Source organism: Micavibrio sp. TMED2 (genome assembly GCA_002168225.1).
Classification (GTDB): domain Bacteria; phylum Pseudomonadota; class Alphaproteobacteria; order TMED2; family TMED2; genus TMED2.
Genome location: NHBH01000001.1, coordinates 1,222,038 through 1,234,334 on the forward strand (window position 1 = coordinate 1,222,038; position 12,297 = coordinate 1,234,334).

General features: G+C 59.2%; 14 protein-coding genes. 4 read left to right on the plus strand and 10 right to left on the minus strand.

Annotated elements, in window-relative coordinates; genetic code table 11:
* Nucleotides 1–2 precede the first annotated feature (2 nt).
* The 8 genes from CBB62_05880 to CBB62_05915 all read right to left on the minus strand — a co-directional run bounded on the left by CBB62_05880 (nt 3) and on the right by CBB62_05915 (nt 7,004).
* Nucleotides 3–911 (minus strand): hypothetical protein, encoded by a 909-nt coding sequence (locus CBB62_05880; protein ID OUT41838.1) that lies wholly within the window; start codon nt 909–911, stop codon nt 3–5.
* Complete coding sequence (locus tag CBB62_05885; GenBank protein OUT41839.1) at nt 904–1,899, minus strand: tetraacyldisaccharide 4'-kinase; 996 nt, start codon at nt 1,897–1,899, stop codon at nt 904–906. Before CBB62_05885 ends, CBB62_05880 begins: the two co-directional genes overlap by 8 nt.
* Nucleotides 1,899–3,194 carry a hypothetical protein gene (locus tag CBB62_05890; GenBank protein OUT41840.1) on the minus strand — a complete coding sequence of 432 codons (1,296 nt, stop codon included), beginning with the start codon at nt 3,192–3,194 and terminating at the stop codon, nt 1,899–1,901. Before CBB62_05890 ends, CBB62_05885 begins: the two co-directional genes overlap by 1 nt.
* Entirely contained in the window at nt 3,191–4,210 is a 1,020-nt protein-coding gene (locus tag CBB62_05895; GenBank protein OUT41841.1) for an alpha-mannosyltransferase, read from the minus strand. Before CBB62_05895 ends, CBB62_05890 begins: the two co-directional genes overlap by 4 nt.
* Nucleotides 4,211–4,256: 46 nt before the next feature.
* Complete coding sequence (locus tag CBB62_05900; GenBank protein OUT41842.1) at nt 4,257–5,120, minus strand: hypothetical protein; 864 nt, start codon at nt 5,118–5,120, stop codon at nt 4,257–4,259.
* A gap of 56 nt (nt 5,121–5,176) precedes the next feature.
* On the minus strand, nt 5,177–6,262 hold the full coding sequence (locus tag CBB62_05905) for a 5-(carboxyamino)imidazole ribonucleotide synthase (GenBank protein OUT41843.1): 1,086 nt from the start codon (nt 6,260–6,262) through the stop codon (nt 5,177–5,179).
* Nucleotides 6,263–6,276: 14 nt separating this feature from the next.
* Nucleotides 6,277–6,735, minus strand: a complete 459-nt coding sequence (locus CBB62_05910; GenBank protein ID OUT41844.1) for a 5-(carboxyamino)imidazole ribonucleotide mutase — start codon at nt 6,733–6,735, stop codon at nt 6,277–6,279.
* Nucleotides 6,736–6,803: 68 nt separating this feature from the next.
* The gene (locus tag CBB62_05915; GenBank protein OUT41845.1) at nt 6,804–7,004 is read right to left on the minus strand and encodes a hypothetical protein; all 201 of its coding nucleotides are present in this window, start codon (nt 7,002–7,004) and stop codon (nt 6,804–6,806) included.
* Nucleotides 7,005–7,222: 218 nt separating this feature from the next.
* Between CBB62_05915 and CBB62_05920 the strand changes: the two genes are divergently transcribed.
* Together CBB62_05920 and CBB62_05925 are read left to right on the plus strand one after the other, a co-directional pair.
* Complete coding sequence (locus CBB62_05920) at nt 7,223–8,317, plus strand: 6-phosphofructokinase (GenBank protein ID OUT41846.1); 1,095 nt, start codon at nt 7,223–7,225, stop codon at nt 8,315–8,317.
* Nucleotides 8,318–8,663: 346 nt separating this feature from the next.
* Nucleotides 8,664–8,831 carry a hypothetical protein gene (locus tag CBB62_05925; protein ID OUT41847.1) on the plus strand — a complete coding sequence of 56 codons (168 nt, stop codon included), beginning with the start codon at nt 8,664–8,666 and terminating at the stop codon, nt 8,829–8,831.
* Nucleotides 8,832–8,995: 164 nt separating this feature from the next.
* Here CBB62_05925 and CBB62_05930 read toward each other — a convergent pair whose 3' ends face one another.
* Nucleotides 8,996–9,745: a type I methionyl aminopeptidase gene (locus tag CBB62_05930; protein OUT41848.1), complete on the minus strand. Its 750-nt coding sequence runs from the start codon at nt 9,743–9,745 to the stop codon at nt 8,996–8,998.
* Nucleotides 9,746–9,780: 35 nt separating this feature from the next.
* Nucleotides 9,781–10,368 (minus strand): cytoplasmic protein, encoded by a 588-nt coding sequence (locus CBB62_05935; protein ID OUT41849.1) that lies wholly within the window; start codon nt 10,366–10,368, stop codon nt 9,781–9,783.
* 201 nt (nt 10,369–10,569) lie between these two features.
* Here CBB62_05935 and CBB62_05940 point away from each other — a divergent pair, with 201 nt between their 5' ends.
* Nucleotides 10,570–10,755 carry a hypothetical protein gene (locus tag CBB62_05940; GenBank protein ID OUT41850.1) on the plus strand — a complete coding sequence of 62 codons (186 nt, stop codon included), beginning with the start codon at nt 10,570–10,572 and terminating at the stop codon, nt 10,753–10,755.
* A gap of 250 nt (nt 10,756–11,005) precedes the next feature.
* Nucleotides 11,006–12,280: a hypothetical protein gene (locus tag CBB62_05945; protein OUT41851.1), complete on the plus strand. Its 1,275-nt coding sequence runs from the start codon at nt 11,006–11,008 to the stop codon at nt 12,278–12,280.
* Nucleotides 12,281–12,297 lie beyond the last annotated feature (17 nt).

Here is a 12,297-nt window from a genome sequence, read left to right on the forward strand (position 1 = left end):
GCCTATTCATCCGGCCAGCGTTTGTGGGTCCAGAGCCATTGCGCCGGGCGCTGTCTGATCCAGCCTTCAACAATCAGGTTCAACTCGGTGAGGATTGCCAGAATGTCCGCCTCCCGCTCGCCCGTTGCGACAGGATCGATCGGCGGGTGAACCGTGATCCGGAACCGACAGCCGTCAAGTCGCTCGGTCTGGACCGGCAATATCCGGCAGTTGAATTTGAGTGCAAAGCTGGCCACCGCGGGTGCGGTCATCGCCGGAATGCCGAAAAACGGTACCGGCAGCCCCTCATTCAGCTTCTGGTCGATCATCAGCCCCAGATTGCCGCCTGATTTGAGATGCGCCATGGCCCGCTTGCCGCCCTCTGAACCCTTGGCAAAATTGATCGTCGAAGCGGGTCTGCGCAGCCAGAGCAACGCCGAGTTGATGTAGATATTGTTGGTGCGGCGATATATGACGCCCAACTCCCGGCCCATCCGCTTGGCTCCGACCTGCGCCAGTTCCCAGTTGGCCAGATGACCGGAAACTGTGATGCAGGGGCGCTCCGGATCGCTTAACGCATCGAGGTGCTCGAAGCCGATTTTTTCGATCCGCTTGTCTTCCTGATCCCAGATGCGTGACAGGTGCGGATACTCGGCGATACTGCGCCCGAGATTGTCCCACATATCAATGATGATCTGTTCCCGCTCTGCCTCTGACAGCTCTGGCATGACCCGTGAGAGATTGCGCCGCGCCCGCTTGCTGGCACCGATCCGTGGGCCGAGCTTCCGCCCCAGCCAGCCGCCGGTATCGGAGGCCCAACCGGTTGGCAGGACCATGAAGAACCCGATCAGGATATAGGCACCCAGCACCTCAAGCGGATAGCGGATCAGCAGATTGTACCAGCCCGGATGGCGGCGACCGTCGCTAAACATCGGCTGCCTCCAGCGGTGCTATCTTGCTGTCGATCAGGGACTTCAGCTGTGCTGGTTCGGCCAGATCAAGCTTGATCCGCACTTGCCTGATCCGGGATCGCCATACGGTTGGCAGGCGGACCCAGTCCTTGGCGGTTGTGACCAGCTGTACGCCCTGCCGCTCAGTCTTGCCTGCCCAGTCGGTCAGCATCGCATCGGTGATCGGTGCATGGTCAGGCAGGCTGATACGCTCGACCACCGTAATCCCGTGGTTGGTCAGCAGGGTCGGAAAACTGTCCGGCTGGGCAATCCCGGCGATGGTGATGCAGCTTTGTCCGGTGAGGGCGGCGAGATCATCGGCAAGCGGGCGATAGCTGCAGGTGAAGACCGGTATCCCGGCCGGCAGGGATTGCAGGCTGTCATGGGTCGGCTCACCGATACAGATGATGGCATCGGTTCTGGCCAGTCCGGCGGCAACGCGCTCACGCAACGGACCGGCAGGGATCATCTGGCCGTTGCCGAAGCCCAGCTCGCCCTTGACCACCAGAATGCTCATGGCCTTGCGCAAGGCGGGGTTCTGGAAGCCGTCATCCATAATGATCGCCTGTGCCCCGGCAGCCTTTGCGGCCTCTGCGCCCGCTGCCCGGTCTTTGGCAACCCAGCAGGGTCCAGCGGCGGCCAGCAACAGGGGTTCATCGCCGACCTCCGTTGGCGCATGGCTGGCGGGTGCAACCTGCACCGGGCCGGGCAGGCTGCCGCCATAGCCGCGGCTCAGAAAATGGATGTTCTCGCGGCCCAGCAGCTTGTGGATTGCCAGCGCGGTCGGGGTCTTGCCACCACCACCGGCGGTCAGGTTGCCGATACACAAAACCGGGATGCCGATATCCTGATAGGCACCATGCCTGAGGCGATAGGCGGTTGCTGCGCCATAGAGGCAGCCGACCGGTGCCAGCAGGCGCGCCAGCAGCCCCGGTGACCGGTACCAGAAATCGGGCGTTGCATGGGGCATCACGAAGCTGCCTTTTGCTGTGCCAGTGCGGTGTCCAGCATCGGGCGCAGGCGCTCAAACACATGGTCGATCACGGCGGCCTGTGCGGTTGCGGCCTGATGGGCGGCGCTGCCCATTTCAGTGGCCTGAACAGGGTTGCCGAGCAGATTGGTGACAGCGGCACCCAGTGCTTCGGCATCACCGACTTCGCGCAAGGCACCCATGTCGGTCATTTCCTGTCTGATCTGACGGAAATTATCCATATGCGGGCCATGCAGGATGGCGCAGGAGAACAGGGCGGGCTCGATCGGGTTGTGTCCGCCGATTGGCACCAGCGACCCGCCCATGAACACGATATTCACGGCCTTGAACAGCAGCCCCATCTCACCCAGCGTATCGGCCAGATAAATAGCATCATCCTCGCCAGGCAGGGTGCCGGGGCTGCGCTCGCACCATGTCAGGCCGGTTTCGTCCAGTAGGGTGGCGATTTCTTTCCGGCGGTTCGGGTGCCGGGGTGCGATCACCGTGAGCAGGTCAGGATAGTGCTCTGCAACATGCTGATGCGCCTCGACAATCTGCTCTTCCTCGCCCGGATGGGTTGAGGCGGCAAGCCAGATCGGCCGGTCGCCAATCGCGGCCTTGAGGGCAGAGGCGGCATCGGCATCAATCGGCAGTGGCGGGGCGCTGAACTTGATATTGCCCAGACAGTCCACGGTGTCGGCGCCAAGTGTGGTCAGACGCTTGGCATCCTCTGACGATTGCGCGAGGCAGAGCTGGAAGCTCGCGAGCATGGCGGCGACACTGCCGTTGAACCGTTGCCATGTGGCGAATGATTTGTCCGAGATGCGGGCGTTGATCAGGACGGCGGGTATCTGGCGGTCCTTCAGCGTCTTCAGCATGTTGGGCCAAAGCTCGGATTCCAGCCACAGCGCCATGGATGGCTGCCAGTGGTCAAGGAAGCGCTCAACCCAAAGCGGGTGGTCGAGCGGTGCATATTGGTGGATGGCCCGTTCCGGCAGGCGTGCAGCCATCAGCCGGGCCGAGGTGACGGTGGTGGTGGTTACCAGCACGGTGAGGCTGCTGTCATGGGCCAGCAAGCGGTCGATCAGGGGCAGGATCGACAGGGCTTCACCGACGCTGGCGCCATGGCACCAGACCACCGGGCCATTCGGGCGTGCGACCCCGGCAATGCCTTGCTTCTCGGTGATCCGGTCCGCTTCCTCCTTCCCGCGAGTAAGGCGGCGGTCCAGCAGCGCGCGCAGGATCGGTGCGCTGAGCCGGGTCAGGCCGCGATAGCTGGCGAGCAGTATGGTCATGCGGCCCCCATCATGACGGCATCCGGCATATTCGCCTCGAACTGGTCGGTGGCCGCCGCCCATGAATAGCCCAGCGCAAAGTCCCGGCATTTCTGCCGGTCGATGGTCAGGGCCTGTTGCAGGGAGGTTGAGAGGTCTTCACCAAGCACAGCGACGTCACTGCCTTTCAGAATATCGAGGGGGCCGGTGACCGGATAGGCGGCAACCGGCATACCACACGCGAGCGCTTCGAGCATAACGAGGCCGAATGTATCCGTAAGCGACGGAAAGGCAAAGACATCGCCGCTGGCATAATACTGTGCCAGTTCTTCGCCCTGTCTGGCCCCGGCGAAACTGACGTCCGGGTAGCGCTGTTGCAGTTCCTCAAGCGCCGGGCCATTGCCGACAACCAGCTTGCTGCCGGGAAAGTCGGCCTTGAGAAAGGCTTCGATATTCTTCTCGATGGCGACCCGACCGACATAGAGGGCAATCGGGCGGGGCAGGTCGAGCGGCAACGGTTCGCGCGGGCGGAACATCTCGGTATCGACGCCACGGGTCCAGATGTTGAGATTGCTGAAACCATTATCGGCCAGCAGCTTTTCCAGCGTCGGGGTCGCGACCATGACACTGCTGGAACGCGCATGGAACCGACGCATCATGGCATAGGTCCATGCGGTCGGGATCGGTGCTCTGGCCGCAAGGTATTCCGGGAATTTGGTATGATAGGCGGTGCTGAACGGCAGGTTGTGACGCAGGCAGTATTTGCGCGCGGCCCAGCCCAGCGGCCCCTCGGTGGCGATATGCAGCTTGGTCGGTGCCTGTGGCAGGGCATCGAGCATCGCCGCCAACCGGCGATAGGGAAACAGCGCCAGCCGGATTTCAGGATAGGTTGGTGCGGCGATGGTGCGGAACCCGGACGGGTCGATAACCAGACATTCATGCCCGCGTTTCTCAAGCTCCTGCACCGTGCGTTCGATGGTCCGAACGACACCGTTGACCTGGGGGTGCCAGGCATCTGTGACGATGATCATGCGCAAGGGAAAGGGGCCGGAGGTTCGGGTTATCGAGACAGAGGGGCAGGGATCAGGCAGCGGCCTGATCGGGCTGTTTTACAGATGCTGTCAGCCCACGCCAATCAATCAGTTCGATTGTGCCGTCGGGACGCTCTGCCAGCGCCGTGCAGCTTTCTACCCAATCGCCGTCATTACAGTAAAGCAACCCGCCGAGATCGCGGATTTCCGCCCGGTGAATATGGCCGCAGATAATGCCGTCGACGCCGCGATCAGCCGCGATATGGCGGAGGGCGTTCTGATAGCGGCTCAGATACTCGACCGCGCCCTTGACCTTGCCCTTGAGATAGGCCGAGAGCGACCAGCGGGCGCTGGCACCGATCTGGCGGCGGCCCCGCTCGAACCAGCGGTTGAACCAGAGCAGGAAGACATAGGCCTTGTCGCCAAGATGGGCGAGCCATTTGGCATATTTGACGATCACATCGAACTGGTCGCCATGCAGCACCAGAAACTTCCGGCCATCGCTGGTTTCGTGGATGATGTCGTCGATCAGGTCCATGGTGTCGCCGGGCCGCTCAAGATAGCGCCGCAGGTAATCATCATGGTTGCCGGGCAGATAGATAATGCGGGTGCCGTTCCGGCCAAGCTCGCGGAACCGCGCCATGACCGCTTCATGACTGTCGGGCCAGTACCAGCGTTTGCGCAGACGCCAGCCATCAATAATATCGCCGACGAGATAGAGGTTCTCCAGACCATCGAGCTGGTTCAGGAAGGTGAGCAGCTCTTCGGCCTTGGCCCCGCGGGTGCCGAGATGGGTGTCGGAAATCCAGATGCTTCTGGTGGCACCAATGGCTTTCACCAACGCATCATCCTTATCGCAATGGCTGAGCGCGGCAGGGGACGTATCCACCGTGGTATGTGTCGTCGATGTGGTCATGGGCGGTATTTTATCCGGCTTTGGTTGTGCTGGCTAGTCTGGCCGGTTTCTGTTTCCTATGCCGGTATTTCGGCGCTGTCGAGCCAGTTGATATGGCCCATTTTCCGGCCTTCGCGGGCTTCCGCCTTGCCATATAGGTGCAATTTGCCTCGGGGATCGGCTGTCGCAACTTTGGCCCGCTCGGTTGTATCGCCGAGCAGGTTTTCCATCACCACCGGGCAGCGCAGATCAACCGGACCCAGCGGCAGGCCGCAAACCGCACGGATTTGCTGCTCGAACTGGCTGGTGATCGCGGCATCCATGGTCCAGTGACCGGAATTGTGCGGTCGTGGGGCGATCTCGTTGAAGATCAACTCATCGGTATCGGTAATGAAGAACTCTGCACCCATGACCCCGACATAATCGAGGCTTGAGGCAATCTTCTGGGCTGATTCAATCGCCGCGATCTGCAATTCCTGCGAGATGCTGGCAGGCACTTTGGTTTCCGCCAAGATGTGATTGCGGTGAACATTTTCGCCCGGTGGATAGGCGACCGTGTGGCCGGAGAGATCACGGGCGACGATCACTGAAATTTCGCTCTTCAGATTGACCAGCTTTTCATAAACCGCGTCATCGGTCTTGAGGCTGGCCCATGCGCTTTCGAGATCAGCCATGTCGCGGACGGTAACCTGTCCCTTGCCGTCATAGCCGAGGCGGGCGGTCTTGATCACGCCGGGCAGGCCGATATCGGCGATTGCCGCGCGCAGCTCGTCGAGGCTGGTCACGGCAGCCCATGGCACCGGGTTGATGCCATAGTCGCTGGCCATGGTCTTCTCCCGCGCGCGATGCTGCGCGATCCGCAGGATATCGGCACCGGGCCGGACCGGGGTAATGGCGGCAATCCGCTCGACCGCTTCCACCGGCACGTTCTCGAACTCGAGGGTAATGACGTCGACACTTCTGGCGAACTGTTCCAGTGCCACCATATCGGTGAAGTCGGCCTGTGTCGTCACGGCAGATACCTGCGATGCCGGGGCGTCCGCTTCGGGCGTGAAGATATGGCAGCGATAGCCGAGATTGGCGGCGGCAAGGGCGGCCATGCGGCCAAGCTGACCGCCACCCAGAATGCCGATTGTCGCGTTAGGGGGGAGAGGGTTGGTCATGTTGCTGACGGTCCTTATTGAACCGGGGTTTCTCCGACACTGTCGGTCTGGCGCTCGCGGAAATTGTCCAGCCGCTTGGCCAGCATGTCATCTTGAAGTGCCACGATGCTGACCGCCATCAGACCGGCATTCTTGGCACCGGCAGAACCGATGGCGAGGGTGCCGACCGGTACACCGCCCGGCATCTGGACGATGGAGAGCAGGCTGTCGAGACCTTTCAGGGTCCGGCTCTCGACCGGCACGCCGAGTACGGGCAGCGGGGTCATGGATGCGACCATACCAGGCAAGTGGGCGGCACCACCGGCACCGGCGATAATAACCTGTAGGCCACGGTCGCGGGCGGTTTTGGCGTATTCCACCAGTCGGTCAGGGGTGCGGTGAGCGGAGACGATGCGGGTTTCAAACGGCACGCCGAGATCGCTCAGCACAACCGCTGCCTCACGCATGGTCGGCCAGTCTGACTGGCTGCCCATGATAATGCCGACGAGCGGGTTTCCTTCCGGGGAACTGACAGCGGGAAGGGACGCTGGTTGTGTCTGGGTCACGCGATAATATCCGGGATCATACTATCTTCGAGACGGGAAATGAGATCGCGCAGCATCAGCTTACGTTTCTTAAGACGCTGAATCTGTAATTGATTGAACGGGCCTTCCGCGCTCAGCTGTTCGATAACATCGTCCAGATCGCGGTGCTCGCTGCGGAGCTCTTCCAGCCGGGCCTTCAATTTGTCCTGCTCGTCCATGGTCTCTACTGTAGTAAGGATGGTCATGGTTCTAAGAGGCCCTGTGTATAGTGAAAATCTGGTAAAAATACCAGTCTCGGTTGACCGGGTGCCCGCACGCTTTTAAAAGCCGTGGGATATAACAACAAATGTCTGGCAAACAGTTTATATCCGTTTCCTGAAAAACGGCTATCTAATGCAAGAAGCCTGACTATAACGACAACCCAGAAAGCGGCAAGATGGCTCCGGCAAAACGTATTGGAATTCTGACAAGTGGTGGCGATTGTGCCGGTTTGAACGCGGTTATCCGCGCAGTTCTGTACCGGGCCTACCATTATGGCTGGGAAGTAATCGGTCTTCATGATGGCACGGCTGGTCTGCTCGACCGCCCAATCCGCCATGAGGTACTCAACATCAGTAAGTTCGATGGCCATATCATGCGCCTCGGCGGCACGGTTCTGGGCACCACCAACAAGGGCAACCCCTTTGCCTTCCCGATGCCAGACGGCACCAAGAAGGACCGGTCACAGGAAATCATCGACGGCATCAAGGAGCTGGAACTGGATGCGATCATTGGCATTGGCGGTGATGGCAGCCTCGCGATCCTGCGCAAGCTGTGCCAGCAGGGCGGGGTGAAGCTGATCGGCATTCCGAAAACCATCGATAACGACCTTGGCCTGACCGAGGTTTCCGTCGGTTTTGATACCGCCGTGACGGTCGCGACCGAGGCGCTCGATCGCCTGCAGCCGACCGCTGCCAGCCATGACCGGGTCATGGTGCTCGAGGTCATGGGCCGTGATGCTGGTCACATTGCGCTGTCTGCCGGTATCGCCGGTGGTGCCGATGTAATCCTGATCCCCGAAATTCCCTACCGGCTCGAGCATATCGCGGAGAAGATCGCGCAGGTGCGCCGCCGTGGCCGCAACTTCGCCCTCGTGGTGGTCTCTGAAGCGATCAAGACCGAGGATGGCGAAACCCTTGAGGTCGAATATACCGGTGGCGAGCGTCGCCTCGGCGGTATCGGCGATCACCTTGGCGAGCGCATTGCCTCGGCAACCGGTGCCGAGGTGCGTGTGACCGTTCTCGGCCACGTACAGCGCGGTAGCCAGCCGAGTTGGCAGGACCGCCTGATTGCCTGCGCTTTTGGTACCCATGCTGTTGACCTCATCGCCGAGGGCAAGGAAGACCGCATGGTTGCCTGGCAGAACCGTCAGGTTGTCGATGTGGCGATCGAGGATGCCATCGCCCATTATCAGGACGTGGATACCGACAGTGCGCTGGTCAAAACGGCCCGTGGGCTCGGCATCTGTCTCGGTGATCAGGCCCCAAGCTGATTTGCTGGGCAAGTCCCCGAAAGGTTGATATCTCGTTAATCGGGTCAGAGGCAGCAATATCTGTTTTTACAGATATTGCTGTTTTTGCGTTTGCCCACTGATGATCGGCGTGCCGTATAAACACCGGATATTTCGGGTTTTAACTATCGTTATCCCCAAACTTTCCAGAGGGATTCGTACCGAGTCGGCCTTGTAATATTAGCCAAGTCCAACCAAGTCGTTTTATACTATTCTTAGTGTCCGCTGCGGTTGCACTGCTTGGCTGTCTGGTGGTTTCTGGCTGACAGTCCCGGCATGTTGTCCGTTTGCAGGCACGCACAAGAACAACAATTCAGGAGGCGTTTTTATGTCAATTGCACAACGGATCGAAACCTTGAGGTCACGTCATACGACTGTAGATCGTGAGTTGCACTCCGAGAGTGTACGTCCGTGGCCCAATACGGCAATGGTCCGTCGGCTAAAGCGTGAAAAGCTTCGTATCAAGGATGAGATAGAACGGCTTGGCACCCATTAACGGGTGCCGGTCGGCGGCGCTCTCTGATCTCCGGGAACCGGGGTTACATGACGGGCGCACAATGACAGATAGAAAGTCCCCATAAAAAATGGCCGGTTTTCCCGGCCATTTTTTTGTCTGATTTTGCAATAAAACCAATTCATTCCACATGGGAGCCGGGCTGATTAACCGGGCATCGTAACGATTATTGCGCCGCGATCTGTGGCAACAACCGTATGCTCATATTGTACGACAGGCGCATGGGGTTCACTGTAAAGCGTCCAGCCATCATCGCCCTCTGTGGCCCAGATTCCACCCATGGACAGGAATGGCTCAACGGTCAGTACAAGCCCCTTGTTGATCCTGCGCCTGTCACTCTCTGTCGGCCAGGTTGCAATTTCCTTGGGATATTCATGCAAGGACCTGCCGACACCGTGACTGGCAAGGTTGCGAATAAGTGTATAGCCCCGATCCGCTGCAAACCGCCCGATGGCATTGCCGATACCTGCCAGCGGCTTACCGCTGCCTACTTGGGCAATGCCGATTTGGGTTGCCCGTTTCCCGTCACGACACAGACGCTCTTGCGAAGGACGTACAGGGCCCAAGCGATACGTGGCTCCGGTGTCGGCAAAGTAGCCGTTCTTTGAGGCTGATACGTCGATATTGACCAGATCACCCATGGTGATTTTCCGATCACCGGGTATTCCATGGGCAATTTCTTCATTGACGCTGATGCAGGTCGCACCAGGAAAATCATAGCTGGATTGAGGCGCAGATACCGCGCCTTCGCGTTCCAGCAACTCGGCCCCGATCTGATCCAGTTCCCGGGTGGTCATACCCGGTTCCATGCACTTGGCCATGGCTTGCATGGTATTGGCAACAATTCGGCCAATTTCCTTCAGACCATCCAGCTCATCCTGTCTCGTGATCGTCATTCTGCAGGCCCCTGCATTTGCAGCATCGGAGGCAATCAGTAATCGGCAGAGATGTCGGTGACGTAGTTGTCGATCTTGTCTTCCGGTGGTGCCTCGGCATCGGTCTTGCCACCTGATTTGATGACTTCCTTGTCGAGATCGGCCTGGGTGCAAAGGCCGAGCAGGACCGGATTGCGTGGCTTGATACTGGCGCTGTTCCAGTGGGTGCGGTCGCGCACGGCCACGATGGTTGGCTTGGTGGTGCCGATCAGGCGACCGATCTGGCTGTCTTTCAACTCAGGGTGGAATTTGACCAGCCATGCAATGCCATCGGGCTTGTCGCCGCGTTTTGCAACCGGGGTATAGCGTGGGCCTTTCGGACGATTGGATGGCTTCGGCAGGTCACGCTTGGCGATTTTCAGGCGAGTGGTCGGGTCTTTCTCACAGCGCGCGATTTCCTCGGCGGTCAGGGTGCCGTTGGTGATCGGGTCGGCGCCATTGATGCCGATTGCAACATCGCCATCGGCAATCGCCTGAACTTCCAGTGCATGCAGCTCACAGAATGCCGCGACCTGATCGAATGTCAGGGTCGTGTTGTCGACAAGCCAAACAGCCGTCGCTTTTGGCATTAATGGTTTAGACATGGGGCCTCCAAATCGAGGGTAGCTGGGTTTAATCCATGATGGGTCATGGACAGATTTTTTCCGTTGGCGTTGTTATCGACATGTCGGGCGAGAAGATCAAGCATTTCACCGCCTGCCAACGCACTTGCCTTATCAAATCTGCCGTGAGAGATGATCATACCAGCCTGAAACAGGCAGTCAAAACAGTTAGGGGATGCGCATATGTGGGATGACGAACCGAGGCCCAAGGCCACGTTGAGCATTGGTATGCCACTGGACACGATCTCTGCCGGTGAACTGCGTGAGATGATCGAGACCTATCAGGCTGAAATCGCCCGGCTCGAGGCGGAAATTGCCAAGAAGGAACAGCAGAAAGCGGCGGCGGCCAATTTCTTCAAGACCGACTGAGAAAGAAAGTCACGAAAACTGCTGGCTGAAACCGGGTGTGGAAAAACAATTTTTAGTGCTTGGCTTTCATGCCCAATCAGTAGAGTCACACATAGTCGCCTGAAACCGTTCAACTTAAAAAAGAACGGGCAGGTGCCTGACGATGTTCTCGTCAGGGGAGGAAAAGCAAGAAAGGCGCGGTTGTGATACCTGCTCCAGTCCATATCGGATTTTTCGATCCCTGCTTGCTGTTGCGGGGAGTTGATGTGCGATGAAATCCGGCGACCTCCGCAGACAGCTGCAACAGACCGAAAATCCCGATCCACGAAAAATCAATTTGGCCCTGCAGGGTGGTGGCGCACATGGTGCCTTTACCTGGGGCGTGCTTGACCGCCTGCTTGAGGAAGTTGAGGCGGGCCGTCTCGAAATCGACGGGATCAGCGGTACCAGCGCCGGTGCACTAAATGGTGCGGTACTGAAATATGGCCTCGCGACCGGCGGGCCGAAAGAGGCACGCCGCCTGTTGAACAAGCTCTGGACCGGTGTTTCCCAGAAAAACCTGCTGACCCCGCTGCAGGATATCGCGACCACCATGACCGGGTCGCATAATCTCGACAGTTCCCCGACCTTTGCCTGGCTTGAAGTGTGGAAGCACTACATGTCACCGCAGCAATTCAATCCACTCAACCAGAATCCCCTGCGCGCGTTGCTGCAGGATGTGGTTGATTTCGACAAGCTGCGCGAGAAGCTGGCGGAAGAAGGTGGTGGCAACCTGTTTATCGGTGCCACCAACGTCACAAGGGGCGATCTGAAGATTTTCTGTGGTGATGAGATCAGCGTTGATTCGGTGCTGGCCTCTGCCACCTTGCCTGACCTGTTCCATCCAATGGAAATCGATGGCGAGATTTACTGGGATGGCGGTTATATGGGCAACCCGCCGCTGGAGCCCCTGCGCTTTGACAGCGAGAGTGACGATACGATCCTCGTCCAGATCAACTCGTTCAAGCGTAACGATGCGCCGCGCAGCCGCTCGGATATTGCTGATGCTGCCAACAAGCTGATGTTCAACTCGGCGCTTGTCACCGAACTGCGTGACCTGGAGCGCATGAATGACCTGTTCGCCACCGGCAAGCTGAAGCCGAGCAATTCCATCCGTCCACAGCGTATGCACCGGATCAAGGACAGCGGCGCGATGGATGACCTGAACCTGTCGAGCAAGGGCAATACCACCGGGCGGTTCCTGCGCAGCCTGCGCGAGCTGGGTCGCAAGGCAGCCGATGAGTGGATTGCCGAGAATGCCGCCAAGCTGGGCAAGGAAAGCACCTGGCAATTCGACTGGTCGAATCCGATCGGCCTGCTCGGCAAATCCGAACCGAAAAAGCCGGAAGACCGCCGCGGTCGTCTCCAGCGTCTGGCCGGTGATGTGCTGAACAAGGGCGAGGGAGATGATCCTGGCCCGATCATGCCACGCTTGGTAAAGCCCGAGTCTGCACCGGTACCGGAAACGCCGGCACAGCCACTCCGCCGAACCATCGGCTCACCCTGATAGTTCGCCGGTCGCAG